The organism is Mycobacterium sp. THU-M104 (assembly GCF_049197365.1).
In the GTDB taxonomy this organism is placed as follows: Bacteria; Actinomycetota; Actinomycetes; order Mycobacteriales; family Mycobacteriaceae; genus Mycobacterium.
Genome location: NZ_JBMIOP010000167.1, coordinates 1 through 24,822, shown reverse-complemented (window position 1 = coordinate 24,822; position 24,822 = coordinate 1). Strand labels below are relative to the sequence as shown.

Annotated in this window: 18 protein-coding genes, 2 tRNA genes and 3 pseudogenes; 5 read left to right on the top strand and 18 right to left on the bottom strand. The window is 67.3% G+C overall.

Annotation, left to right across the window (positions count from 1 at the left end):
- Positions 1 to 4 precede the first annotated feature (4 nt).
- From ACOJVU_RS13670 to ACOJVU_RS13645, 6 genes and pseudogenes are all read right to left on the bottom strand, one after another.
- Complete coding sequence (locus tag ACOJVU_RS13670; RefSeq protein WP_421530258.1) at positions 5 to 385, bottom strand: DUF4233 domain-containing protein; 381 nt, start codon at positions 383 to 385, stop codon at positions 5 to 7.
- Entirely contained in the window at positions 382 to 1,830 is a 1,449-nt protein-coding gene (gene folC, locus ACOJVU_RS13665; RefSeq protein ID WP_421530257.1) for a bifunctional tetrahydrofolate synthase/dihydrofolate synthase, read from the bottom strand. Before folC ends, ACOJVU_RS13670 begins: the two co-directional genes overlap by 4 nt.
- Positions 1,827 to 4,469, bottom strand: a complete 2,643-nt coding sequence (locus ACOJVU_RS13660; protein WP_421530256.1) for a valine--tRNA ligase — start codon at positions 4,467 to 4,469, stop codon at positions 1,827 to 1,829. The genes folC and ACOJVU_RS13660 overlap by 4 nt, the downstream gene beginning before the upstream one ends.
- Positions 4,470 to 4,544: 75 nt before the next feature.
- Positions 4,545 to 5,804: a saccharopine dehydrogenase family protein gene (locus tag ACOJVU_RS13655; RefSeq protein WP_421530255.1), complete on the bottom strand. Its 1,260-nt coding sequence runs from the start codon at positions 5,802 to 5,804 to the stop codon at positions 4,545 to 4,547.
- 111 nt (positions 5,805 to 5,915) lie between these two features.
- The gene (locus tag ACOJVU_RS13650; RefSeq protein WP_421530254.1) at positions 5,916 to 6,410 is read right to left on the bottom strand and encodes a transglycosylase family protein; all 495 of its coding nucleotides are present in this window, start codon (positions 6,408 to 6,410) and stop codon (positions 5,916 to 5,918) included.
- Between the two features lie 1,116 nt (positions 6,411 to 7,526).
- A pseudogene (locus ACOJVU_RS13645) lies at positions 7,527 to 7,913 on the bottom strand (Lrp/AsnC family transcriptional regulator); the annotation flags it as partial.
- Here ACOJVU_RS13645 and ACOJVU_RS13640 point away from each other — a divergent pair.
- Positions 7,909 to 8,178, top strand: a pseudogene (locus ACOJVU_RS13640) (LLM class flavin-dependent oxidoreductase); the annotation flags it as partial. The pseudogenes ACOJVU_RS13645 and ACOJVU_RS13640 sit on opposite strands and share 5 nt — an antisense overlap.
- 80 nt (positions 8,179 to 8,258) lie before the next feature.
- Here ACOJVU_RS13640 and mobA read toward each other — a convergent pair.
- The 9 genes and pseudogenes from mobA to ACOJVU_RS13595 all read right to left on the bottom strand — a co-directional run bounded on the left by mobA (position 8,259) and on the right by ACOJVU_RS13595 (position 17,264).
- Entirely contained in the window at positions 8,259 to 8,855 is a 597-nt protein-coding gene (gene mobA, locus ACOJVU_RS13635; RefSeq protein ID WP_421530270.1) for a molybdenum cofactor guanylyltransferase, read from the bottom strand.
- A 14-nt stretch (positions 8,856 to 8,869) separates the two neighbouring features.
- Complete coding sequence (locus ACOJVU_RS13630; protein WP_421530253.1) at positions 8,870 to 9,982, bottom strand: 2-oxoacid:ferredoxin oxidoreductase subunit beta; 1,113 nt, start codon at positions 9,980 to 9,982, stop codon at positions 8,870 to 8,872.
- 51 nt (positions 9,983 to 10,033) lie between these two features.
- Entirely contained in the window at positions 10,034 to 11,995 is a 1,962-nt protein-coding gene (locus ACOJVU_RS13625; protein WP_421530269.1) for a 2-oxoacid:acceptor oxidoreductase subunit alpha, read from the bottom strand.
- Positions 11,996 to 12,263: 268 nt separating this feature from the next.
- Positions 12,264 to 12,546 (bottom strand): annotated as a pseudogene (locus tag ACOJVU_RS13620) (MFS transporter); the annotation flags it as partial.
- A gap of 61 nt (positions 12,547 to 12,607) precedes the next feature.
- Positions 12,608 to 13,888 (bottom strand): ATP-dependent Clp protease ATP-binding subunit ClpX, encoded by a 1,281-nt coding sequence (gene clpX / locus ACOJVU_RS13615; protein WP_421530252.1) that lies wholly within the window; start codon positions 13,886 to 13,888, stop codon positions 12,608 to 12,610.
- 420 nt (positions 13,889 to 14,308) lie between these two features.
- The gene (gene clpP2 / locus ACOJVU_RS13610; protein WP_421530251.1) at positions 14,309 to 14,944 is read right to left on the bottom strand and encodes an ATP-dependent CLP protease proteolytic subunit ClpP2; all 636 of its coding nucleotides are present in this window, start codon (positions 14,942 to 14,944) and stop codon (positions 14,309 to 14,311) included.
- A complete protein-coding gene (gene clpP1, locus ACOJVU_RS13605; RefSeq protein ID WP_421530268.1) occupies positions 14,941 to 15,525 on the bottom strand; it encodes an ATP-dependent CLP protease proteolytic subunit ClpP1 in 585 nt (194 codons plus the stop codon). The genes clpP2 and clpP1 overlap by 4 nt, the downstream gene beginning before the upstream one ends.
- A 128-nt stretch (positions 15,526 to 15,653) precedes the next feature.
- Complete coding sequence (tig, locus tag ACOJVU_RS13600; RefSeq protein ID WP_421530250.1) at positions 15,654 to 17,090, bottom strand: trigger factor; 1,437 nt, start codon at positions 17,088 to 17,090, stop codon at positions 15,654 to 15,656.
- Between the two features lie 97 nt (positions 17,091 to 17,187).
- Positions 17,188 to 17,264, bottom strand: a tRNA-Pro gene (locus ACOJVU_RS13595).
- Between the two features lie 132 nt (positions 17,265 to 17,396).
- On the opposite strand from ACOJVU_RS13595, the gene ACOJVU_RS13590 reads away from it, so the two are divergent.
- The 3 genes from ACOJVU_RS13590 (at position 17,397) to ACOJVU_RS13580 (ending at position 20,496) form a co-directional block, all read left to right on the top strand.
- Positions 17,397 to 17,467: transfer RNA gene (locus ACOJVU_RS13590), tRNA-Gly, on the top strand.
- A 32-nt stretch (positions 17,468 to 17,499) separates the two neighbouring features.
- The gene (locus tag ACOJVU_RS13585) at positions 17,500 to 18,705 is read left to right on the top strand and encodes a serine hydrolase domain-containing protein (RefSeq protein ID WP_421530249.1); all 1,206 of its coding nucleotides are present in this window, start codon (positions 17,500 to 17,502) and stop codon (positions 18,703 to 18,705) included.
- 561 nt (positions 18,706 to 19,266) lie between these two features.
- On the top strand, positions 19,267 to 20,496 hold the full coding sequence (locus ACOJVU_RS13580) for an IS4 family transposase (protein WP_421530248.1): 1,230 nt from the start codon (positions 19,267 to 19,269) through the stop codon (positions 20,494 to 20,496).
- A 194-nt stretch (positions 20,497 to 20,690) separates the two neighbouring features.
- Here the strand turns inward: ACOJVU_RS13580 and ACOJVU_RS13575 are convergent, their stop codons facing one another.
- Genes ACOJVU_RS13575 through ACOJVU_RS13565 form a run of 3 tightly spaced genes read right to left on the bottom strand, consistent with a single transcriptional unit; the run spans position 20,691 to position 22,658 of the window.
- On the bottom strand, positions 20,691 to 21,509 hold the full coding sequence (locus ACOJVU_RS13575) for an Fpg/Nei family DNA glycosylase (protein WP_421530247.1): 819 nt from the start codon (positions 21,507 to 21,509) through the stop codon (positions 20,691 to 20,693).
- A gap of 3 nt (positions 21,510 to 21,512) precedes the next feature.
- A complete protein-coding gene (locus ACOJVU_RS13570; protein ID WP_421530246.1) occupies positions 21,513 to 21,992 on the bottom strand; it encodes a ribose-5-phosphate isomerase in 480 nt (159 codons plus the stop codon).
- 42 nt (positions 21,993 to 22,034) lie between these two features.
- A complete protein-coding gene (locus ACOJVU_RS13565; protein WP_421530245.1) occupies positions 22,035 to 22,658 on the bottom strand; it encodes a DsbA family protein in 624 nt (207 codons plus the stop codon).
- 105 nt (positions 22,659 to 22,763) lie between these two features.
- On the opposite strand from ACOJVU_RS13565, the gene pepN reads away from it, so the two are divergent.
- Positions 22,764 to 24,822: aminopeptidase N (gene pepN, locus ACOJVU_RS13560; protein ID WP_421530244.1), on the top strand; the 2,059-nt coding region annotated here is incomplete at its 3' end.

Here is a 24,822-nt window from a genome sequence, read left to right as displayed (position 1 = left end):
ACGATCACTGCGGCGGCAGCCCGCGGGTCTGCCGCCGCCGCACCTCGGCGCGCAAATAGGCGATCAGCGCCCATACGCCGGCAAAAACCATCCCGATGAACCCGATCCCCGGGTAGACCAGGACGCCGCCGAGCAGCACCACCTGCACGCCGAGATCGGCCCAGATCGCCCAGGGCCGGCGCTGCACCCCGGCGAGCAGCACCAGCAGCGCCGCCAGTCCGACCAGGTATCCCAGCGACACCGCAGTGAACCCGGTCCCGACCATGCCGACGACCGGTATCGCCAGCAGGACCACGATCGACTCCAGGATCAGCGTCGCGGCCATCACCGCGCTGAGTCCCTTCCACGGGTCGGGCTGTGGGTTTGGGGGGGCCTGCCCGGTCATTCAGGATCACGCCCGAACAGGGTCCGCGCGGCCCCGGCCGTGACGACCGAGCCGGTGACGACGATCCCCGTGCCGGAGAACGCCTCGCCTTCGCCCCGCGCCTCCCCCCCCGAGGATGCGTCGTCGACCAGGGCGGTGGCGACGTCGATGGCATCGCGCAGGTTCTCGGCGGTCACCACCCGATCCGGCCCGAACGCCTGACGCGCCGCCGACGCCAGCGACTCGACATCCAAAGCGCGCGGCGACCCATTGTGGGTCACGACGACGGAATCGAACGCCGGCTCCAGCGCGGCGAGGATGCCGTCCACGTCCTTGTCGGCCAGCACGCTGAGCACACCGACCAGATAGCGGAAGTCGAACTCGCCGTCCAGACTCCGCGCCAGCGCGGCGGCACCGGCCGGATTGTGGGCGGCATCGATGAACACCGTGGGCGCGCTGCGCAGGCGTTCCAGGCGGCCCGGGCTGGTGACGGCGGCGAACCCTGCCCGGACAGCGTCGACGTCGAGCTGACGCTGCGCGCCGGCGCCGAAGAAGGCCTCCACCGCGGCGAGCGCCACCGCGGCGTTGTGGGCCTGGTGCTCGCCGTGCAGCGGCAGGTAGACGTCGGAATACACTCCGCCCAGCCCCTGTATCTGCAGCATCTGCCCGCCGACGGCGACCTGGCGACCAAGCACCGCGAACTCGGAGTCCTCCCGGGCCACGGCGGCATCGGCCCGCACAGTCTGGGCCAGCAACACCTCCATCGCGTCGGGAACCTGACGCGCGATGATCGCGACGGTGTCGGGCCCCCCGTCGGGTGCCCGGATGATGATGCCCGCCTTCTCCCCTGCGATCGCAGCGATGTCGTCACCGAGATAGTCGACGTGGTCGATGCCGATCGGGGTGATCACGGCCACCGGCGCGTCGATCACGTTGGTGGCGTCCCAACGACCACCCATGCCCACCTCGATCACCGCGACCTCGACCGGCGCATCCGCGAATGCGGCGAACGCCATGGCGGTGAGCACCTCGAACTTGCTCATGGCCGGACCACCGGTGGACTGGGACTGGGTGTCGACCATCTGGACGTATGGCTCGATCTCCCGGTAGGTCGCCACGTACTGCGCCGGGCTGATCGGCCTGCCGTCGATGGCGATGCGTTCGACCGCCGACTGCAGGTGCGGGCTGGTGGTGCGGCCGGTGCGCTGCTGCAGCGCGGTCAGCAGGGCGTCGACCATGCGCGCCACCGAGGTTTTGCCGTTGGTGCCCGCGATGTGGATCGACGGGTAGCTCTTCTGCGGCGAACCCAGCAGGTCCAACAGCGCGCTGATCCGGGTCAGGCTCGGTTCGATCTTCGTCTCCGGCCAGCGTTGGTCCAGCAGGTGCTCCACCTGCCACAGCGACGCGATCTCGTCCGGGGTGGGCGCCGCGTCGCCGGCCGGTACCCACTCGGGCTGTTCCGTCATTGCAGCGCGGCCAGCCGAGCGGTAATCCGCTCGGCTTCCTCACCGGCCACCCGCTCGCGGTCGCGGATCTTGTCGACGACGGTCTGCGGAGCTTTGGCCAGGAACTCGGCGTTCTGCAGTTTCGCGGCGGTTGAGGCAAGCTCCTTGTGCGCTGCGGCCAGATCCTTTTCGAGGCGCCGGCGCTCGGCGGCGACGTCGATGGTGCCGGAGGTGTCGAGTTCGACGACGTGGACGTCTTCCATGCCGGAGCCCAGCGAAACCTCGAGTGACGCCGAGGGACTGAACCCGGGACCGGGAGGGGTCAGCGAGGTCACGGCCCGCACTTCCGCGCTCAGCTCTCCGCCACCGGCCAAGCGGGCCGGCACCTTCTGCCGATCCGCCAGACCCTGGTCGCTGCGGAACCGCCGGATTTCGGTGACGAGTTTCTGCCTGTCGCCGATCCGTTGCGCCGCAATCGGATCCAGGGCGATACCCGAGGGCTGCGGCCACTCGGCAATCACCAGCGACTCCCGGTTGGTCAGGGCCTGCCACAGCGCCTCGGTGACGAACGGGATCACCGGATGCAGCAGTCGCAGCAGCGTATCGAGCACCGCGGCCAACACGGCGGTGGTATGCGTGAGGCCGTTGGCAAGCTGCACCTTCGCCCACTCGACGTACCAGTCGCAGAATTCGTCCCAGGTGAAGTGATAGAGCGCCTCGCAGGCCCGGCCGAACTCGTAGCCGTCGAACGCCGAATCCACCTCGGCGCGAACCTCCTCCAGCCGTCCCAAGATCCAGCGGTCGGTGTCGGTGAGGTCGGCCGGGTCCGGCAGCGGAGCCGGGTTGGCGCCGTTGAGTAGCGCAAACCGGGTGGCGTTGAACAACTTGGTGACGAAGCTGCGCGAGGCCCGTACGGCATCTTCTCCGACGGCCAGGTCGCCGCCGGGGCTGGCGCCGCGGGCCAGCGTGAACCGCAGCGCGTCGGCCCCGAACTTCTCCACCCAGTCCAGCGGATCGATGACGTTGCCCTTGGACTTGCTCATCTTTCGCCCGGCTTCGTCGCGGATCAGGCCGTGCAGGAAGACGTCGGTGAACGGCACCTGCGGTCCGCGACGGCCACCGAGGGTGAGGACGTCGTCGCCGCCGACGAAGGTGCCGAACATCATCATCCGGGCCACCCAGAAGAACAGGATGTCGTATCCGGTCACCAGAACGCTTGTCGGATAGAACTTTTCCAGCTCCGGGGTCTTCTCCGGCCAGCCCAGCGTGGAGAACGGCCACAGCGCCGAGGAGAACCAGGTGTCCAGCACGTCGGGGTCCTGTTCCCAGCCCTCCGGGGATGTCTCGTCGGGACCGACACACACCTGCTCGCCGTCGGGCCCGTACCAGATCGGGATGCGGTGCCCCCACCACAGCTGCCGCGAGATGCACCAGTCGTGCATGCCGTCCACCCAGGCGAACCAGCGCGGCTCCAGGCTGGCCGGATGAATCACGGTGTCGCCGTTGCGGACCGCATCGCCGGCGGCCTTGGCCAGCGATTCGACCCGGACCCACCACTGCAACGACAGGCGCGGCTCGATCGGCTCGCCGCTGCGCTCGGAATGCCCGACGCTGTGCAGATAGGGGCGCTTCTCCTCGACGACCCGGCCCTGGGCCGCCAGCGCTTCCCGCACCGCGACGCGCGCTTCGAAGCGGTCCATGCCGTCGAATTGTGTTCCGGTGCCGGCGATCCGGCCGCTGGTGTCCAGGATGGAGATCATCGGCAACTCGTGCCGCAGCCCGATCTCGAAGTCGTTCGCGTCGTGCGCGGGAGTGACTTTGACGGCGCCGGTACCGAATTCGGGGTCCACATGCTCGTCGGCGACGACGATGAGTTGCCGGTCCACGAAGGGGTGCGGCAGCTGGGTACCGACCAGGTGGCGGTAGCGCTCGTCGTCAGGATGGACCGCGATCGCGGTGTCACCCAGCATCGTCTCGACCCGGGTGGTGGCGACCACGATGTGGGGTTTCGAGTCGTCCGGCGAGCCGTACCGGAACGACACCAGCTCGCCCTCGACGTCGAGATAGTTGACCTCGAGGTCCGAAATCGCCGTCTGCAGCACCGGCGACCAGTTGACCAGCCGTTCGGCCCGGTAGATCAGCCCGGCGTCGTAGAGCCGCTTGAAGATGGTCCGCACCGCCCGCGACAGGCCCTCGTCCATGGTGAACCGGTCGCGGCTCCAGTCCACGCCGTCGCCGAGGCGGCGCATCTGGGCGCCGATGGCGCCGCCCGACTCGCGCTTCCAGTCCCAAACCTTCTCGACGAACAGCTCGCGGCCGAGGCCTTCCTTGGTCGTGCCGTCGACCGCGAGCCGCTTTTCCACCACGCTCTGAGTCGCGATGCCCGCGTGGTCCATGCCCGGCTGCCACAGCACCTCATACCCCTGCATGCGCTTGCGGCGGGTCAGGGCGTCCATCATGGTGTGTTCCAGCGCGTGGCCCATGTGCAGGCTGCCGGTCACGTTCGGCGGCGGCAGCACGATCGAGTACCCGGGACCGGTGCTGGTGGGGTCCGGCGTGAAGTAGCCGGCATCCAGCCACTTCTGGTAGATCAGGCTCTCAGCCGCCCCGGGGTCCCACGATTTGGGCAGGTCGGTCACGGAGTTGCGGCTGGCGGTCACCCGTCAATTCTAGGAAGCGCCGCGCGCCGGCCTGTAGCCGCCCGATTCGGGGCTCCGGACCATAGGGCTGGGGCTCTATCCGAGTCGATCCGTTTGCAGCGAAACGCCGGCGACAGGGAGGCGCGCCAGCAGCGCCTCACCCATCGCGGCCGCGGGCGTCAGGACGCCGCGCAGCTCAGAGAGCTTGTCGCGGTCCATCGCCAGGGCCAGGCCGCACTCCCCCAGCAACACCGAGGTCGCCTTATAGCCGGGGTCACCGCGCTGTTCCATGCGTGCCACATACCGGGCTCCGGCGCTGGTCGTGGTGTAGGTCTCAATCCGGTAGTAGCCGCGCTCGCGCGCGGCGGCGCTGGGGCCGGTCCCCGGCTTGGGCGCGACACGCTCCACCAGCCGGCGCGGCAACAGCCGGAAATAGCGACTGCCCAACCCGAACGTGGCGCCGGCCATCCCGGTGACGACGGCGGACGCCAGCGGCGAGACGACCGGCGACGATCCCACGCTCATGCTCTCGCTGTAGCGGAAGCGGTGACCGTATTCCCAGTCCATCAGGGCGTTGCTACGGCGAACGATCCGGGTGTTGTAGGGCGCCATGACGAAGCCCGCCGTCCAGAGGCCGGCCAGTTCCGGCGCGATCTGGCGGCCACGCCGCCACGGCAGGTCGGGCTGGGGCCCCAGCTCAGGTTCGGCCTGACGATCGGGTGTCAGCGTATAGGGGTCCGCGAGCTGGCGACGGGCGTCGGGATCGGTGGAGGCGGTGTTGAGCACCTCCATCATCGACGCGATGGTGCCGCCGGACAGCCCCCCGGAGAACGACCTCACCACGAGATCGGTGTCGGTGAGCTCACCCGCGCCGGCGCCGCGAACCGCTCGGTACAGCGCGTACACGCTCACGTCGGAGGGGACGGAATCGAACCCGCAGGCATGCACGATGCGAGCGCCGGTGTCCGCGGCTTGTTTGTGGTGCAGGTCGATGCTGTCGCGGACGAACATCGCCTCGCCGGTGAGGTCCGCGTAATCGGTGCCCGCCGCGGCGCAGGCGGCCACAAGCGGCAGACCGTAGCGGGTGTAGGGCCCGACCGTGGTGACGACCACCTGCGTGCGCGCGGCCATCTCGTCGAGCGTCGACGGCGACGAGGCGTCCGCGACCAGCAGCTCCCAAGACCGCGCAGACTCCCCCAGGGTGTCGCGCACGGCACGCAGGCGCTCGGTCGACCTGCCGGCGAGCGCGATGCGGGCCTGCCCGCCCGCCCGCGCCAGATATTCGGCGGTCAGCTTCCCGACGAAGCCGGTCGCCCCGTAGACGACGATGTCGAATTCGCGCGGCGTTGGGGTCACGAATCCCGACGCTACCCGACCGAGGGGCGCTCCGGCTGCCCGCCGATGTTCAATGTCGGGGGCTATGGCGATGTCGGCCGTCAGTCCTCGAGTCGCCGGTCGCAGCTGGTGTCAGCCGCGCCGACCGCAGACCGGCCAGGCGCCGATGCCCTGCGAGTGCAGCACGTTCTCGGCGACCCGGATCTGCTCCTCGCGGCTCGCGTTGGCCGCCGAGCCGCTGCCGCCGTTGGCACGCCACGTGCTCGGCGTGAACTGCAGACCTCCGGAGTAGCCGTTGCCCGTGTTGATCGACCAGACGCCACCCGATTCGCATCGCGCGATGGCATCCCAGTTCACGCTGTACGCCCGGTGCGGCGGCGGCGCATCCGGAGCCGGCGGGGCATCCGGCGGCGGCGGCAGGTTGGGGTCGAAGTCATCGGGCGACGGCGCATCCGGAGCCGGCGGGGCATCCGGCGGCGGCAGGTTGGGGTCGAAGCGCGCGGGAGCAGGGGAAGGCCCGTTCTGGTCCATGCCGCCCGGCTCCGCGGTCGCGGTGGCGACGGGCGGCATGCTGACGAGCGTCCCGGTGATCGCGGCAACGATCAGCGTCTTGCGGGCGTTCTTCACAAGGTGTTCCTTTCGCGGTTTGCGCGCGCCAAAGCAAGCCCACCGAGGTGAGCTCGGGTGCCATGTCTGTGCGGAAGTGGCTCTCTGGGGCGTGCCGTCTCGTTTCGGCACGACAGCGGGGGTTCGCAACTGCCTGGCGGGCTGTCAGCCGCACCGGCCGGGAGGCGGCTGGTGCCGCTCCCACCCCCCGCTCACACGCGGGGCCGTGGATTCAGTTTTGGTTTGCCCTTTACGGGCCGCAACGGAGGTTACGAGAGCCGTTCATGTTTTTCATCTTCAGATAATGGATATCTCGTTCCTATAACGAACCGATCACGGAGTGGTTCGTGAAATGTCTCCGCAGGTCAACCTCGGATTTCGCGCTCCCGTCATCCGCCGTACACCGCGGGCTGAGAGTGACCCTAATCACGCGTAAATTGTGACTCAGACCATGGTATTCGGACGTTTGGCACCGCGCGTTACGGCGACGGGACCGCGATCCGGCACTGCAGTCACCCCCAGCCGGACCACATCGCGCGACCGGATCGACGAAGCATCAGCAAATCACCTGCACAACTGGATCTTTCGCTGCAACGTATTGCCAAAGGCTGAAACCACATCCGAATTGGGCAGCCGAGTTATGTTCCTGGACATAGCTTTTAGATCAGAATGTTTAGGGATCGCTGCGCGATCGCCCGACCACGCGGCGTTCCCGACGAGGGCGAGTCGCGAAAAACAGCGCCGGCGCTGCCGGTGGCCCCCCGTTTTGCCATAAATCCGTGGACCGCTTGCGGGAGCCGCACCGTAACGGCCCCGCCGGACCAATTAACCTCTCCCCCAAATCGCCGTCGCGCCAACGGACTACGATATGGGCGCGGCCCAGCAGGCCATTATCGTTCGAATGGATTTCCGGCGATAATGGCACCCACCGCAGCCCGCGCGGATTGCTGCCCGAATGATAATTTGAATCCGCTGGACGCCAATAAACCGCGAAAGATGCGAATTACCGGCGCGAGCGATGATCCAAGCGCCGCGGGTGAATGGCCCGGCCCGCGGTCGACCGCGCGGCCGAGGGGTCCCCGATGTGGCAGAAGACGGTCCATAACGACCAATTGCGCCGTCGCCGAGACGAATCGCTCAGCGCGCGGCGCGGGCCGGGCGCGGATTGATCAGCCTGCCGTGGGCCACCAGCGATCCGTGTTGCTTGAGGCGCCGAGTGCGGATGTTGACCTCGTAGCCGAGGATCGCCTCGTTCTGCCCGAGTTGCTCGCTGAGGTATCGGTACAGATCGTCGGTGTCTCGACAGATGGCGATCGCCATCAGGTTCTTGGTCCCGCTGACGGCGCCAGCGAAGGCGATGCGGTCGTGTGCCGCGATCAGCTCGCCGCCGCGGTGTAAGTCGCCGGGGGCCACCGTCAGCCAGAGCATGGCGCTGAGCTGGTGGCCGAGCCGCTCGGGCAGCACGTCGACGTCGTAGATCAGAGCGCCGCAGGCTTCCAGTGCCGCGATCCGGGAGGCGGGCCGCACGGGACGCCCCCGGCTTCAGGCCAGCGTCAACTTCGCCTTCGATGACACCGGCACCGTCGCGTCCGGCCGCGCCCACCTGCAGCGCTACTACGGCTTCAATCCCGACTACGCCAAGCTCAACGTCGCCGACATGCTCACCTCGCCGCAGGAGGCGGCGCAGACCGTGGCCGCCTACCGAGACCTGGGCTTCGACGGGCTCGTGTTCCATCCATGCGTGGCCGATATCGACCAGGTCGACCGCCTGGCCGACGCGGTGCTGTGATGCCAACGTGTTTACGACCACCCGGACAAGGTGTGGCGGCGTGGATCAAACGGGCGCGGCGGCGGCCGGTGTCGGGGTTGCTAGGCCAACGCGCGCAGGTCGGCGTCCGTGTTGACGTTGGTCAGTGACCGCGCATCCACCATCACCACACGCTGCGCGTCCGAAGCATCGACCAGGGCGCTCATCCTCCGGGCACCGCCGGCCACCAGGGCATCAGCCCGATCGGCCAGGTCAGTCCGGTACACCGCCGCGAGATAGTGGTCCTGTCCGTCCCACGGCAGCACCACCTCGGCGTCGGTCTCGGTGGCGCGGCGAGCCAGGTCGTCGATGAGTTCGACGGCCAGCAGGGGCATGTCGACGGCGCACACGAAGGCCAGCCGGGCGCCCGCATCCGCCGCCGCGCGCAGTCCGCGAGCGGTCGCCGGCAGTGGTCCCAGACCGCGGAGTTCGTCGCGCACGATGCGAGCCTGCAGCCCGGGCAGCGGCTGCCCCTGCGCGGCCATGACGAAAACCGGCTCGCAGCGCTCTCCGATGACACCGACCACGTGCTCGATCATGGTGGGCGCACCGGATAACCCCGCGGGCCCTGGGACGGGCAGATTGGCCTTGTCGCGACCCATGCGCTGCGATGCCCCGCCGGCGAGTACCACCCCGGCAAGCGACACTGCGTCCGGCATCTGCTCTGCCACCGTTACTCGACGGTCCAGGTGTCGCGCCCGCGCAGCAGCGACTGCAGCGCGGCGAGGTCGGTCGCGGTCGCATCCTGGGCGGCGCGGACCTGCGAGCGTGCCGCGTCGTCGTAGGTGGGCCGGCTGACGTCGCGGAAGACGCCAAGCACGGTGTGGTCGAGGTTCTGGTCGGACAGCCGCGACAGCGCGAAAGCGTACGCGGAGTCGTCGGCGTGCGCGTCGTGCACGACAATCTCCTCGGCCGCCACATCGGCGGTCTTGGCGACGTCGAGACCGAATCCAGACCTCACCGCGCAGTATTCGCCGTTGGCGCCGAACACGATCGGCTCGCCATGGCGGACGTTGATCACCCGCTCCTCGGCGCCCTCCTTGCGCAGCGCGTCGAACGAACCGTCGTTGAAGATCGGACAGTCCTGCAGGATTTCGACCACGGCGGCGCCGCGATGCTCGGCGGCGGCGCGCAGCACCTCGGTCAGCCCGGCGCGGTCGGAATCCAGCGCGCGACCGACGAAGGTCGCCTCGGCACCCAGCGCCAGGGATACCGGGTTGAACGGCTGGTCCAGCGATCCCATCGGTGTCGATTTGGTGACCTTGCCGATCTCGGAGGTGGGCGAATACTGACCCTTTGTCAGCCCGTAGATCCGGTTGTTGAACAGCAGAATGGTGATGTTGACGTTGCGGCGCAGCGCATGGATCAGGTGGTTCCCGCCGATCGACAATGCATCACCGTCACCGGTGACCACCCACACCGACAGATCCTTGCGGGCGATCGCCAGACCTGTCGCGATGGCCGGCGCACGCCCGTGAATCGAGTGGAAGCCGTAGGTTTCCAGATAGTACGGGAAACGGCTGGAGCAGCCGATGCCGCTGATGAACACGATGTTCTCGCGGCGCAGCCCGAGGTCCGGTAGGAAGTTGCGGATGGTGTTGAGGATGACGTAGTCACCACAGCCCGGACACCACCGGACTTCCTGATCGCTGGTGTATTCCTTGGCTTTTTGCGGTTGATCAGTGGTGGGCACGCCCGTGTTCTTGGCCGGCCTCGGAGTCACCCCGAGGTCCGTGCCTGCCAGATTGTTAATGACGTCAGTCACGAGCGCCGCTCTCCCCCGCAAGCGGGCGGTGCCCCCACCTCATCGCTTCGCTCTGCATCGTCGCCGCGCATGTCATACGCTCACTCCCGCCCCGACCGTCGCTGCCGACATCCTGGCGACCGTCGACTTGTCTTGCTCGATTTCGGCCAAGGTTCCGCCCAGCGCAGCGTTGATGAGTCGACTCACCTCGTCGGCCAGGAACGCGACCCCCTGAACCTTGGTGACCGACTGCACGTCCACCAGATACTTGCCGCGTAGCACCGACGCCAGCTGGCCCAGATTCATTTCCGGCGCCACCACCTTCGGGTAATGCCGCAGCACCTCACCCAGGTTCGCCGGGAACGGGCTGAGGTGCCGCAGGTGGGCGTGGGCGACCTTGACGCCCCGGCGCCGCGCCCGTCGGCAGGCTTCCCCGATCGGGCCGTAGGAACTGCCCCACCCGATCAGCAGCAACTCTGCGTCGCCGGTGGGATCGTCGACTTCGAGGTCGGGCACGGAGATCCCGTCGATCTTGGCCTGGCGCAACCGGACCATCAGGTCGTGGTTGACCGGCTCGTAGGAGATGTCGCCCGAACCGTTCGCCGCCTCCAGACCACCGATGCGGTGCTCCAGACCGGGGGTGCCGGGGATGGCGAACTGGCGAGCCAGCGTCCCAGGGTCGCGAGCGTAGGGCTGAAAGGGTTCGCCGGCCTTGGCGTAGGCGTGCGAGATGGGTGGCAGCTGCTCGACGTCCGGAATACGCCACGGTTCCGAGCCGTTGGCGATCGCGCCGTCGGAGAGCACGATCACCGGCGTGTGGTAGGAAACCGCGATGCGCACCGCCTCCAGCGCGGTCGCGAAGCAGTCGGACGGAGTCCGGGGGGCAAGCACCGCCACCGGCGACTCCCCGTTGCGGCCGTACAACGCCTGCAGCAGGTCGGCCTGCTCGGTCTTGGTCGGCAGGCCGGTGGAGGGACCACCCCGCTGAACGTCGATGACGATCAACGGGAGCTCCGTCATCACGGCGAGGCCCAGCGCCTCCGATTTCAGCGACATCCCCGGTCCGGATGTGCTGGTGACTCCGAGCGCTCCACCGTAGGCGGCGCCGATCGCCGCGCAGATGCCGCCGATCTCGTCTTCGGCCTGGAAGGTGATGACGTTGAAGTTCTTGCGCTTGGACAGCTCGTGCAGGATGTCCGACGCCGGCGTGATCGGGTAGCTGCCGAGCACAACGGGAATGTCGGCCAGCCGTCCCGCGGTGACGATGCCGTAAGCAAGCGCGGTATTGCCCGAGATCTGGCGGTATTCGCCCGCCGGCAGGGTCGCGCGCGAAACCTCGTAGGTGGTGCCGAAGGCCTCAGTCGTCTCGCCGTAGTTCCAGCCCGCCTTCAGGGCCAGCACGTTCGCCTCCGCGACGTCGGGCTTGCGGACAAATTTCTCCCGGATGAAATTCTCGCTGGCCTGGATCGGTCGCCCGTACATCCACGACAAAAGGCCCAGCGCGAACATGTTCTTGGCGCGCTGCCCGTCCTTCTTGGATGCGCCGATCGTCTCGAGGGCACCGAGTGTGAGCGTCGTCATCGCAACGGAATGCACCACGTATTCGGACAACTCGCCGGACTCGAGCGGATTGCTGGCGTAGCCCACCTTGGCCAGGTTGCGTTTGGTGAACTCGTCGGTGTTCGCGATCACCATGCCGCCACGCGGGAGGTCGCCGATGTTGGCCTTGAGTGCAGCGGGGTTCATCGCGACCAGGACGTCGGGCCGGTCACCGGCGGTCAGAATGTCGTGGTCGGCGATCTGGATCTGGAAGGAAGAAACCCCGGGCAGCGTGCCTGCCGGAGCCCGGATCTCGGCGGGATAGTTGGGTTGGGTGGCCAGGTCGTTGCCGAAAAGCGCTGCCTCCGAGGTGAACCGGTCACCGGTCAGTTGCATACCGTCGCCGGAGTCACCGGCGAATCGAATGACCACTTGCTCCAGACGCTGGCGGTCGCTCCCCGCCTGAGACGGCCGGCCATAGGAGTCTGATCCGGCTCCGCCGCCGTTGGGATCCACCTCGACGCCTCCCATTTGTTAATCGGATAGGCACTCCGCCGAAGCCATAGGCTACGCGCAGTCGGAGCAGTTAACGCGTCCTCGCGCGATTACGTCACTCGTAATGCCGATTATGGCACCGGAATCCGGGCCACATGACCGTGTTCGACGGCACCCACGTCGCGGTTTTTCCCGAAAAGCCCACCAAAGGCCGTAGTCAGCGGGGTGCCGCGGGGGCGCCGTCGCAAAAATTGTGGGATTTGTCACGTCGGGCGCCTGAAGCCGCGCGCACCGGTTCGAAGAAGTAAGCCAGTACGCCGGTAATGGCTGCGGCCGAAGCGTTTCCGCCATGGTTGAAGGACTCGTTGCGTCCGATACGCCGGGCGAACGATCCCCGCGATACCTCCCACCGCCATGACCAGTCCGTTCGACGCCTGGTCCCAGTGATGGGTCAGCAACAGATAGATCGACAGGTAGGGACCCAGGCCGTCGCGAACGTCCGCAAGCAGGAAGTTCAGCAGATCCAGTGCACGCGCCTGCGAGCGCGGGACCGCCTCACCGTGGTCGGGCACGTGCGCTCACGACCTCACAAATGCGCGGGCACCCCCGCCCGTCCGCGAGTGACAGTCGAGATCAGGCGCTCTTGTCGCGGCGCTCACTGCGCGACGGCTTACGCGGCATGATCGTCGGCAGCACGTTGTCCTGCACAGTCTCCTTGGTCACCACGACCTTGGCGACGTCGTCGCGACTGGGGATGTCGTACATGACCGGCAGCAGGACTTCTTCCATGATGGCCCGCAGCCCTCGGGCGCCGGTGCCGCGGTGGATCGCCTGGTCGGCGATGGCTTCCAGCGCGTCGTCGGTGAGTTCCAGCTCGACGTTGTCCATCTCGAAGAGCCGCGTGTACTGCTTGACCAGCGCGTTCTTCGGCTCCGAGAGGATCTTGACCAACGATTCGCGGTCCAGGTTGGTCACCGAGGCAACCACCGGCAGCCGCCCGATGAACTCCGGGATCAGGCCGAACTTGATCAAGTCTTCGGGCATCACGTCGGCGAAGTGGTCGGTGGTGTCGATCTCGGCCTTGGAGCGGACCTCTGCGCCGAAGCCCAGACCACGCTTGCCGACGCGCTCGTAGATGATCTTCTCCAGCCCCGCGAACGCACCCGCAACGATGAACAGCACGTTGGTGGTGTCGATCTGGATGAACTCCTGATGGGGGTGCTTACGACCACCCTGTGGAGGCACCGACGCCTGGGTGCCCTCCAGGATTTTCAACAACGCCTGCTGCACGCCCTCGCCGGAGACGTCGCGGGTGATCGATGGGTTTTCGCTCTTGCGGGCGATCTTGTCCACCTCGTCGATGTAGATGATGCCGGTCTCGGCGCGCTTGACGTCGTAATCGGCGGCCTGGATCAGCTTGAGCAGGATGTTCTCCACGTCCTCGCCGACGTAGCCGGCCTCGGTCAGCGCGGTGGCATCGGCGATGGCGAACGGGACGTTGAGCATCTTGGCCAACGTCTGGGCCAGGTAGGTCTTGCCGCAGCCGGTGGGCCCCAGCATCAAGATGTTGGACTTGGTCAACTCGACCGGCTCCGACCGGGAATCGCGGTTCTTCTCGCCGGCCTGGATTCGCTTGTAGTGGTTGTAGACCGCAACGGCCAGTGTCCGCTTGGCAGTGTCCTGCCCGACGACGTATCCCTCGAGGAAGTCGCGGATCTCGGCCGGCTTGGGCAGTTCGTCGAGCTTGACGTCGTCGGCGTCGGCCAGCTCCTCTTCGATGATCTCGTTACACAGATCGATGCATTCATCGCAGATGTACACACCGGGACCAGCAATGAGTTTTTTGACCTGTTTTTGGCTCTTCCCGCAGAACGAGCACTTGAGCAGGTCGCCGCCATCTCCGATGCGCGCCATGGTGCTAAGGGCCTACTTCCTGATCGCTGTTCGTCTTGCTGTCCCGTGTGGTAATCCCCGACGCTACCCGCTCGCTCGGGCCTGCCGCGACAATTAGCACCGAATCGCCTCAGTGGTATTCATGTCGTGTCCGTCTGGAAGCAACATATAGGCCGACGATGCCCGTCGCTCGCCCAGACGCGCGGCATATGTCGTGGCGTGTCGCGGTCGTTACCCGACCGAGCCTCAGTGCGAGACCGACCCTGGGTCCGGGTAGCCACCTCCCCGCAGCTGCCCTGCGGACGTTGGCCGCACAAAAACTGAACGCTGCGCTCGCGCCGAGCGTGTTCTCACGACGAGAAGGCGGCCGGAAAATCGCCGTCAGCGCACGTTCGGTGCATCCGCGGGGACCGCACGCGCGGCGGGGCACCGCCGACACGGTCAGGAATTTTGCGCGGAGAGCTTCCGGTACTCGAGAACGGTGTCGATGATCCCGTAGTCCTTGGCCTCTTCGGCGGTCAGGATCTTGTCCCGGTCGGTGTCCTTGCGGATCACCGCGGGGTCCTTACCGGTGTGGCGGGCCAGCGTGGTCTCCATCAGCGTGCGCATGCGTTCGATTTCTGCGGCCTGAATCTCCAGGTCGGAGAACTGGCCCTGGATGACGCCCGACAGTGACGGCTGGTGGATCAGCACCCGAGCGTTGGGCAGCGCCATCCGCTTGCCGGGTGTTCCTGCGGCCAGCAACACCGCCGCGGCCGATGCGGCCTGACCCAGGCACACCGTCTGAATGTCGGCACGCACGTATTGCATGGTGTCGTAGATCGCCATCAGCGAGGTGAATCCCCCGCCGGGCGAGTTGATGTACATGGTGATGTCGCGGTCGGGATCCAGCGACTCCAGCACCAGCAGCTGCGCCATGATGTCGTTGGCCGAGGCGTCGTCGACCTGGACGCCGAGGAAGATGATGCGTTCCTCGAACAGCTTGTTGTAGGGGTTGGACTCCTTGACGCCGAAGCTGGAGTGCTCGATGAATGACGGCAGGATGTACCGCGCCTGGGGTTGGGTCTGAGGGTTCACTGGGCTTCTCCGTTGACGTGGGCGCGGGTGATGATGTGATCGACGAAACCGTATTCGAGGGCTTCGGCGGCGGTGAACCAACGGTCCCGGTCGGAGTCCGCCTCGATCCGCTCGATCGGCTGCCCGGTGAACTCGGCGTTCAACCGAAACATCTCCTTCTTGATGACGGCGAACTGCTCGGCCTGGATGGCGATGTCGGCCGCGCTACCGGTCACCCCGCCCAGCGGCTGATGCATGAGGATGCGCGCGTGCGGAAGCGCGTAGCGCTTGCCCTTGGTGCCGGCCGCCAACAGGAACTCGCCCATCGAGGCGGCCATGCCCATCGCGTAGGTCGCGATGTCACAAGGCGCCAGGACCATGGTGTCGTAGATCGCCATCCCCGCGCTGATCGATCCGCCCGGGGAGTTGATGTACAGCGAGATGTCCTTCGTCGCGTCCTCGGCCGCGAGCAGCAGGATCTGCGCGCACAGTCGATTGGCGATGTCATCGTTCACCTCTGAACCCAGGAAAATGATGCGCTCGGACAGCAAGCGCTCATAGACCGAGTCCGTAAGGTTGAGACCCTGCGAGTTCGAACGCATGTCAGTCACGACTGGGTTACCTGCTTTCTCGAGTTACGTATCAACCGACACTAACCAACCGAGCCCACCGCGTGGCGGTCGTGCTCGCCCTCACCCGGGCACGTTCGCTCAGAGCGTCATAGGCCGGGTCATTCCTGCGTGTCGGCTGCGATCGCCGGCTCGATTTCCGGGATTGAGTCCCCGGCCTCCCCGGCCTCGTCGGTCGGTTCGGCATCCCCTGCAGGCCCGGCCTCGCCGCCCTGCGGGCGCTTGCCGAAGAACTCGCCGGTGTCGATCGTGTTCCCGTCGGTGTCGGTGACCGTCGCGGCCTCGACCACCGCGGCAACCGCCAGACCGCGCCGCACGTCGGCGAACATCGACGGTAGCTGGTTGTTCTCCTGCATGTAGGCGAGCAGCTGCTGCGGCTCGATGCCGTACTGGCGAGACGTGGCGACCAGCCGTTCGGTCAGGTCGTCCTGGCCCACCTCGATCTGCAGGTCATCGGCCAGCGCGTCCAGCAGCAGCTGCCGCTTGACATCCTTTTCCGCGGCCTCGCGGGCCTCGGCCTCGAACTCCTCGCGCGACTTGTCCTGCTGGGCGAGCGCCTCGGAGAGCTTGGCGTCGTCGTGGCCGAGGCTGCTGAGCGCGTTGTGCACGGCGCTTTCGTACTGGGACTGCACGACCGCCTCCGGCAGAGGCACCTCGACCTGCTCGAGGAGCACATCCATCGTGGCGTCGCGAATCTGCTCGGCTTGCCGGGCCCGCTTGGCGCGCTGCACCTGCTCGCGCAGATTCGAACGCAGCTCCTCGATGGTGTCGAACTCGCTGGCCAGTTGTGCGAACTCGTCGTCGGGTTCGGGCAGTTCGCGTTCTTTGACCGACCTCACCGTGACGGTGACCTGAGCGTCCTGACCGGCGTGTTCGCCGGCGGCCAGCGTGGCGGTGAACTCCCGGGACTCGTCGACGGACAGGCCGACCAGTGCGTCATCGAGGCCGGCGATGAGCCGGCCCGAACCGACCTCGTGGGAGAGGCCCTCGGCGGCGGCGTTCGGGACCTCTTCGCCGTCGACGGCGGCCGACAGGTCGATCGAGACGAAGTCGCCGACGGCCACCGGCCGGTCCACGCCGATGAGGGTGCCGAACCGGGCCCGCAATGACTGCAGTTCGGCGTCGACGTCGTCGTCGCTGATCTCGACGGGGTCCACCGAGACCGTCAGCGCGCTCAGATCCGGAAGGACGATCCGGGGGCGGACGTCGACCTCGGCGGAGAAGGCGAGATCCTGGCCGTATTCCTTGCTGGTGACCTCGATCTCAGGCTGGCCGATCGGCTGGACATCCGACTCCATGACGGCCTGTCCGTACCGGGCGGGCAGCGCCTCGTTGACAACCTGATCGAGCATCGCCTCCCGGCCGACGCGCGCCTCCAGCAACTTCGCCGGAGCCTTGCCGGGCCGGAAGCCGGGCAGCCTGATCTGCTTGGCCAGCTCCTTGTAAGCCCGCTGGAAGTCGGGTTCGAGTTCTGTGAAAGGCACCTGCACGTTGATGCGCACCCGGGTGGGGCTCAACTGCTCGACGCTGCTCTTCACGGGCATGCTCCTCGGTGTTTGTCTCTGGCTCGCTGTTGGTGGCTCGCTGTTGGTGGCTCGGCGTGCCGGCGCAGCTGCGGCACGGGGCCGGTCGCGCTGGTCGGGGTGACAGGATTTGAACCTGCGGCCTTCCGCTCCCAAAGCGGATGCGCTACCAAGCTGCGCTACACCCCGCACTGACCAGGCGATCCTACGGCCCGACCGTGCCGGCTGCGCAGCCGCCCACAGCCTCACGGAACCATCACAAAACCGCGTCGATTAGATTAGATCTCGGCGGGCGGATACAGTCTCGCTCGACTAAAACATGCGGGCGTAGCTCAATGGTAGAGCCCTAGTCTTCCAAACTAGCTACGCGGGTTCGATTCCCGTCGCCCGCTCGGGCTGGGGATCTGCTCACCAGAGAGGCGCCATGAACGACGCCGGAACAGACACTGCCATCCACGGCTTCTGCGCTCCGGACTTTGTCCGGGTGCGCGAAGCGTTCGCGTGCAACTTCGCGTTGCGCAACGAAGTCGGTGCCGCCGTCGCAGCCTGGGTGGACGGCGACCTGGTCGTCAATCTCTGGGGAGGCTCGGCCGACGCGGCCGGAACCCGGCCCTGGCGTCAGGACACCCTGACCACCGTCCTGTCGGGCACCAAGGGCCTGTCGGCGACCTGCGTTCACCAACTGGCCGACCGGGGCGAGCTGGACCTGCAGGCCCCGGTGGCGCGCTACTGGCCCGAGTTCGGGCAGGCCGGCAAGCAGGACATCACGCTGGCGATGGTGATGAGCCACCGCTCCGGGGTGATCGGGCCGCGCAACCGGATGGGTTGGGAGGAAGTCGCCGACTGGGATCACGTCTGCGCGCAACTGGCCGCCGCCGAACCCTGGTGGGAGCCGGGCACCGCCCAGGGCTACCACATGACCACCTTCGGTTTCATCCTCGGCGAGGTGTTTCGCCGGGTCACCGGCCGCACCATCGGCCAGTACCTGCGCACCGAGATCGCCGAGCCGTTCGGCGCCGACGTCCACATCGGCTTGTCCGCGGCCGACCAGCGCCGGTGCGCCGATCGCGTCCAGAAGCCACACGCCCGCGACCTGCTGGCCGACGCCCAGGCCCCGGGCTACCCCACCAGCCTTGCCGAACACCCCAAGGCAGGGCTGTCGATCTCGATGGGTTTCGCCCCCGACGACGAACTGGGCTCCCACGACCTGCAGCTTTGGCGTCAGCTGGAGTTCCCTGGCACCAACGGGCAGGTGTCGGCACTGGGGCTGGCGACGTTCTACAACGCGCTGGCCCAGGAGAAGATACTCAGCCGCGAGCACATGGACCTGGTCCGGGTGTGCCAGGGCGGCACCGAAACCGATCTGGTGCTCGGCCCCCGCGTCGCCGACCACGGGTGGGGTCTGGGCTACATGCTCAACCAACGGCGCGTCAACGGGCCGAACCCGGGGATCTTCGGTCACGGCGGGCTCGGCGGGTCTTTCGGGTTCGTCGACCTGGAGCACCGAATCGGCTACGCCTATGTGATGAACCGCTTCGACGCCACGAAGGCCAACGCCGATCCGCGCAGCGTGTCCCTCAGCAACGAGGTGTACGCGGCCCTGGGGGTTATCGAGCGGACTCCGCGATAACCGCACCCTGCCAGACCGTCTTTGGGCCAGACCGTCTTTGGGCCAGACCGTCTTTGGGCCAGACCGTCCTGGGCAGGGTGCGGTTTTTCGGATATCGATCGTTGGCGGTCAGCGCCGCAGGGTTAGCGGCAGGGTCACGGGAGGCTCCATCCGGGGCCACCGGGACCAGGCGGTCCACCCGGGCCACCGGGACCCGGCGGTCCACCCGGCCCACCGAAACCACCCGGCCCACCGGGGCCGCCCGGTCCGCCTGGGCCGCCAGGCCAACCGGGTCCGCCCTGATTACCGGGTCCGCCCCAGTTGTCGTGGCAATGCCCGGAGTCCCAGTTATCGCCCCAGCCCGGATTCCAGGATTCTCCTGGGCACCACCGTGGGAAAGGCCCGGGCTGCGCCTGCGCCTGCACCGCGCCTCCCACTTCTGCGAGGCCGAGGCCGATGAGGGCCGCGAAAATCGTTGCGGCCATTCGTGGAAATTTTTTCAACATGTCGACGGATACCCCAACAAGGCCGCGTTAAACACAAACCGTTTACTTAAGATGACACATCGGTTATTCTAGCGGCGTGCCACGGGCTGGGTGGGTCAAGCCGGAGCGTGATCACCGCTTGTCCGATTACCTCTCACTGGGCATGTTGACCAGGGTGTTTCCGCCCGAGATGATCGATGAAGTGCTTGCTGAGTGCGGCCGGGGCGAGAAGCGGCACCGATTGTTGCCTGCGCGGGTGGTGGTCTACTACGTGCTCGGCTTGGCGTTGTTTTCGACGTCCTCCTATGAGGAGGTGATTCGAATGCTGGTCGCGGGGCATTCGTGGGCTTCGGGTTGGTCACAGCAATGGTCGGTGCCGACCAAGGCGGCGTTGTTCCAGGCGCGCAAGCGACTGGGGCCCGAGCCGCTGCGGGCACTGTTCGACAAGGCGGTGGTGCCGTTGACCGCTCCGCAGACCGCCGGTGGTTTCTATCGGTCGTGGCGGTTGATGAGCGTGGACGGGCTGTGTCTGGATACCGCCGACACCGAGGCCAACGAGGCGCGGTTCGGCCGGCCGGGTTCCTCGCGTGGGGAGCGCCGTGGCGGCGCGTTCCCGCAGGTGCGGGTGCTGGGATTGGCCGAGCGCGGGTCGAAGGCGATCCTCGATGCCGCGGTCGGTTCCTACCGGCAGGGCGAACAGGCACTGGCCGAGCAGGTACTGCGGTCGCTGCGGCCGGGCATGCTCGTGTCGGCTGATGGCGGCTTCTTCAGCTACCCGCTGTGGGCCAAAGCGGCCGGCACCGGCGCGGACCTGCTGTGGCGGATCACGTCCAGCGCCGTCGTGCTACCTGTCGAAAAGTGTTACCGCGACGGCTCTTTCGCTTCCCGTATCTATCCGGGGACCACAGCGCGGCGCAACGGCACCGACGGCATCGACGTGCGAGTCGTCGAGTACACCCTCGACCCTGGCCCCGAAACCGCGAACCGCACCCGCCGGCTGATCACCACCATCACCGATCCCTTCGCGGCGCCGGCCTCCGAACTCGCCCGGCTCGACGCCGAGAGCTGGCAGATCGAAACCGCCTTCGACGAGCTGAAAACCCATCAGCGCGGCTCAGGGCTGGTGCTGCGCTCCAAGTTGCCCGACGGGGTGATCCAGGAAGTCTATGGCCACCTGTGCGTGCACTACGCGATCCGCTGGCTGATGTACTCGGCGGCAACCGATTACGGGCAGGGCCCGAACGGACTGTCATCCGCCCGATCCCTCCGGGCCGCTCGCCGAACGAACACCAGCCACCTGGGTTTTCCTCCCAAGACCTCGCGATGACGCCGACCACACCGGCACCGCCGCGATCCTCGGCGAACTGGTCCCGCCCGACGTCCACGAACGATCCTGCGCCGACCGATCTTCTGTTCTTAAATAAACGGTAGCGCGTTCAACCGGAGGGCTCGGCTCCAACAAGAGGCCCCAGCGTTCGCTTCTGCGGGTTTCCTGCCAGTCGCGTCGGCCCTCGCGTCGCGTCACTGCTGGCAGGTCGCACACCAGAACATGTTCCGGCCTTCTAGTACCGCCATGCTGACCGGCTCACCGCACACCCGGCACAGCTCGCCGGCCCGCCGGTACACGTACGTCCGCGGCCGACCGGGCAGGTATGACGGCGGACCGTGGTCGTGCTCGGCCGACACCGTGATGATCTTGCCGCGACGCAAACCGACCTTCATCAAGTCCACCAGATCGGTCCACGCCCCCTCGAACTCCGCCTCGCCGATTGCCCGGCCGGGCCGGTACGGGTCGATGCGGTGGCGGAACAATAACTCGCTGCGGTAGACGTTGCCGACACCGGCGATGACGGTCTGGTCCATCAGCAGCGCCCCGACGGGCCTGCGCGACTTCGTGATTCGGCCCCACGCCCACGACGGGTCGGCGTCGCTCCGCAACGGGTCGGGGCCCAGCCGGGCCAGGATGTCACTCACCCGGGCTTCGTCGATGACCTCGCACACCGTCGGGCCTCGTAGGTCGGTCCCGTAGTCGGCGCCAACCATCCGCATCCGCACCTGACCCGAGGGTTCCGGCAGCGGCGCACCGTCGGGGCTTGCGGGAACTGGCCACTCGGTGAAGGCACCGTAGAGACCGAGGTGCACGTGCACGATCGGCCCGCCTCGAGCCGGCTCGTAGTGGTGGAACAGGTGCTTGCCCCAAGCGCCGGCGCGCAGCAGAACCCGGCCGTCCACAGTCGAACTGGCGAATCGACCCTGCGGGCTGGACACCGCGACCGGTGCACGGGCGAATCGACGTTGATGCAGCCGGGCCAGCCGGTGCAGGGTATGCCCTTCGGGCATGCCTCAGCCCGGAGCACCGGGCACCGGCGGCGCCTCATGCGTGCGTTCGTACTCGCTCAGAATGTCGATACGCCGTTGGTGGCGTTCGGCTTTCGACCACGGGGTGTCCAGGAAGGCGTCCACCATGGCCAGCGCCTCCTCCTCGGCGTGCATGCGACCGCCGATGCCGATCAACTGCGCATTGTTGTGTTCGCGCGCCAGCTTGGCGATTTCGACGTTCCACGCCAGCGCGCAGCGGGCGCCGGGCACCTTGTTCGCGGCCATCTGCTCGCCGTTGCCGGATCCCCCCAGGACGATCCCGAGGCTTTCGGGGTCGGCGACCGTTCGTGTCGCGGCGGCGATACAGAACGCCGGGTAGTCGTCCTCGGCATCATAGCTGTAGGCACCGCAGTCGATCGGCTCGTGGCCCGCTTGCGCGAGGTGCTCGATCATCCGCTGCTTGAGCTCGAATCCGGCATGGTCGGAACCCAGGTAGACGCGCATGCCCGACATTGTGCCGGACCCGGTCGCCCTCTGTCCGGGGGGCTAGTCGAATTCCGGTTTCTCGGTACGAGTCCGCTTGAGTTCGAAGAAGTGCGGGTAGGACGCGAAGGTCACCGAGGCGTCCCACAGCTTGCCGGCCTCCTCGCCGCGCGGAATTCTCGAGAGCACCGGCCCGAAGAACGCCACCCCGTTGACGTGGATGGTCGGCGTGCCGACGTCGTCACCGACCGCATCCATCCCGGCGTGGTGGCTCCTGCGCAGGGCGTCGTCGTAGGCGTCACTGTCCGCGGCCTCGGCGAGTTCGGCCGGCAGGCCGACGTCGGCGAGCGACGTCTTGATGACCTCGGGAAGGTCCTTGTTGTCCTCGTTGTGAATCCGGGTGCCCATCGCGGTGTAGAGGGGGCCCAGGACGCCGTCGCCGTGGGCCTGCGCGGCGGCGATCGCCACCCGAACCGGTCCCCACGCCCTACTCATGTTCTCGCGATACTTCTCGGGCAGGTCGTCGCGGTTCTCGTTGAGGATCGCCAGGCTCATCACGCGGAAGCTCACGGTGATGTCGCGAACCTTCTCGACCTCGAGGATCCACCGGGAGGTGAGCCATGCCCACGGGCACAGCGGGTCGAACCAGAACTCAGCCTGAGATTTGACGGGGACCTCGGCGGGCATGGCGCAGTCCTCTCCTCGAAAGCTGATGACGCTGGCGGACACCGTCCAGCACAACCGTAGCGCCGTGGGTGTGTTCCCGCCCCCTCCTGCACGTAAGTTGGACGCGTGGCCCTTCCTAATCTCACGCGGGACCAGGCGGCCGAACGTGCCGCGCTGATCACCGTCGACAGCTACCAGATCAGCCTCGACCTCACCGACGGCTCCGGCGCGCCCGGCAACCGGACTTTCCGGTCCACCACCACCGTGGTGTTCGACGCGCTCGCCGGCGCCGACTCCGTCCTCGACATCGCCGCCGACACGATCCGCAGCGCCACCCTCAACGGTCGCGACCTCGACGTGTCGGGCTACGACGAGTCGACCGGCATCCCGCTGCGCGGGCTGTCCGACCGCAACGTCGTCGTCGTCGACGCCGACTGCCGCTACTCCAACACCGGCGAGGGACTGCACCGGTTCGTCGACCCGGTGGACGACGAGACCTACCTGTATTCGCAATTCGAAACCGCCGACGCCAAGCGCATGTTCGCCTGCTTCGACCAGCCGGACCTCAAAGCGACGTTCGACCTGAAAGTGACCGCACCCAGGCACTGGAAAGTCGTCTCCAACGGTGCGACCGTGTCCGTCGCCGAGACGGACGGGGCCGGCATCCACACGTTTGCCACCACTCCTCGGATGAGCACTTACCTGGTGGCCCTGATCGCAGGCCCCTACACCGAATGGAAGGACCGCTACACCGACGAACACGGCGAGATCCCCCTGGGCATCTACTGCCGCGCCTCGCTGGCGCCCTACATGGACGCCGAGCGGTTGTTCACCCAGACCAAGCAGGGATTCGGCTTCTATCACGACAACTTCGGCATACCGTACGCGTTCGGCAAGTATGACCAGCTGTTCGTCCCCGAATTCAATGCCGGCGCAATGGAAAACGCCGGCGCGGTGACGTTCCTCGAGGACTATGTCTTCCGCAGCAAGGTCACGCGCGCCTCCTATGAGCGGCGTGCCGAGACGGTGCTGCACGAGATGGCGCACATGTGGTTCGGCGACCTGGTCACCATGACCTGGTGGGACGACCTGTGGCTCAACGAGTCGTTCGCGACGTTCGCGTCGGTGTTGTGCCAGGCCGAGGCCACCGAGTTCACCGAGGCCTGGACGACGTTCGCCACCGTCGAGAAGTCGTGGGCCTACCGCCAGGACCAGTTGCCCTCGACGCACCCGATCGCCGCGGAGATCCCCGACCTCGCCGCCGTGGAGGTGAACTTCGACGGGATCACCTACGCCAAGGGTGCTTCGGTGCTCAAGCAACTGGTGGCCTACGTGGGTCTGGAGCATTTCCTGGCCGGGCTGCGCGACTACTTCCGCGACCACGCGTTCGGCAACGCCACGTTCGCCGACCTGATCGCCGCGCTGGAGAAGGCCTCCGGGCGGGATCTGTCTGACTGGGGTCAGCAGTGGCTGAAGACCACCGGACTGAACACACTGCGGCCGGAGTTCGACGTCGACTCCGACGGCGAATTCACCCGGTTCGCGGTGGCGCAGAGCGGCGCCGCACCGGGCGCCGGGGAGACCCGGGTGCACCGGCTGGCGATCGGCATCTACGACGACGATCGGTCCGGCAAGCTGGTCCGGGTGCACCGGGAGGAACTCGACGTCGAGGGTCCGCAGACGGAGGTGCCCGCGCTGGTGGGTGTTTCGCGCGGCAAGCTGGTCCTGGTCAACGACGACGATCTGACGTACTGCTCGCTGCGCCTCGATGCCGAGTCACTTCGCACTGCGCTGGAGCGGATCGCCGACATTGCCGAACCGCTGCCCCGCTCGCTGGTGTGGTCGGCGGCGTGGGAGATGACGCGCGAGGCCGAGATGCGTGCCCGGGACTTCGTGGCGCTGGTGTCCGGCGGGGTACCGGCCGAGACCGAGGTCGGCGTCGCGCAGCGGCTGCTGATGCAGGCGCAGACGGCGCTGGCGTCCTACACCGAGCCGGGCTGGGCGCGCGAACAGGGCTGGCCGGCGTTCGCCGACCGGCTGTTGGAGCTGGCGCGCGGCGCGCAACCGGGGTCCGACCACCAGCTCGCCTTCGTCAACACGCTGTGCTCCTCGGTGCTCTCGCCCCGCCACGTCGAAACGCTGACGGCCCTGCTCGACTCAGCTTCTCAGGGCCCGGCCGCGCAGG

Coding starts and splice junctions, on each gene's coding strand:
- ACOJVU_RS13670 (WP_421530258.1), bottom strand. CDS start 385: ATGACCGGGCAGGCCCCCCCAAACCCACAGCCCGACCCGTGGAAGGGA.
- folC (WP_421530257.1), bottom strand. CDS start 1,830: ATGACGGAACAGCCCGAGTGGGTACCGGCCGGCGACGCGGCGCCCACC.
- mobA (WP_421530270.1), bottom strand. CDS start 8,855: ATGCCGGACGCAGTGTCGCTTGCCGGGGTGGTACTCGCCGGCGGGGCA.
- clpX (WP_421530252.1), bottom strand. CDS start 13,888: ATGGCGCGCATCGGAGATGGCGGCGACCTGCTCAAGTGCTCGTTCTGC.
- clpP1 (WP_421530268.1), bottom strand. CDS start 15,525: ATGCGTTCGAACTCGCAGGGTCTCAACCTTACGGACTCGGTCTATGAG.
- ACOJVU_RS13585 (WP_421530249.1), top strand. CDS start 17,500: ATGAACGACGCCGGAACAGACACTGCCATCCACGGCTTCTGCGCTCCG.
- ACOJVU_RS13575 (WP_421530247.1), bottom strand. CDS start 21,509: ATGCCCGAAGGGCATACCCTGCACCGGCTGGCCCGGCTGCATCAACGT.
- ACOJVU_RS13570 (WP_421530246.1), bottom strand. CDS start 21,992: ATGCGCGTCTACCTGGGTTCCGACCATGCCGGATTCGAGCTCAAGCAG.
- ACOJVU_RS13565 (WP_421530245.1), bottom strand. CDS start 22,658: ATGCCCGCCGAGGTCCCCGTCAAATCTCAGGCTGAGTTCTGGTTCGAC.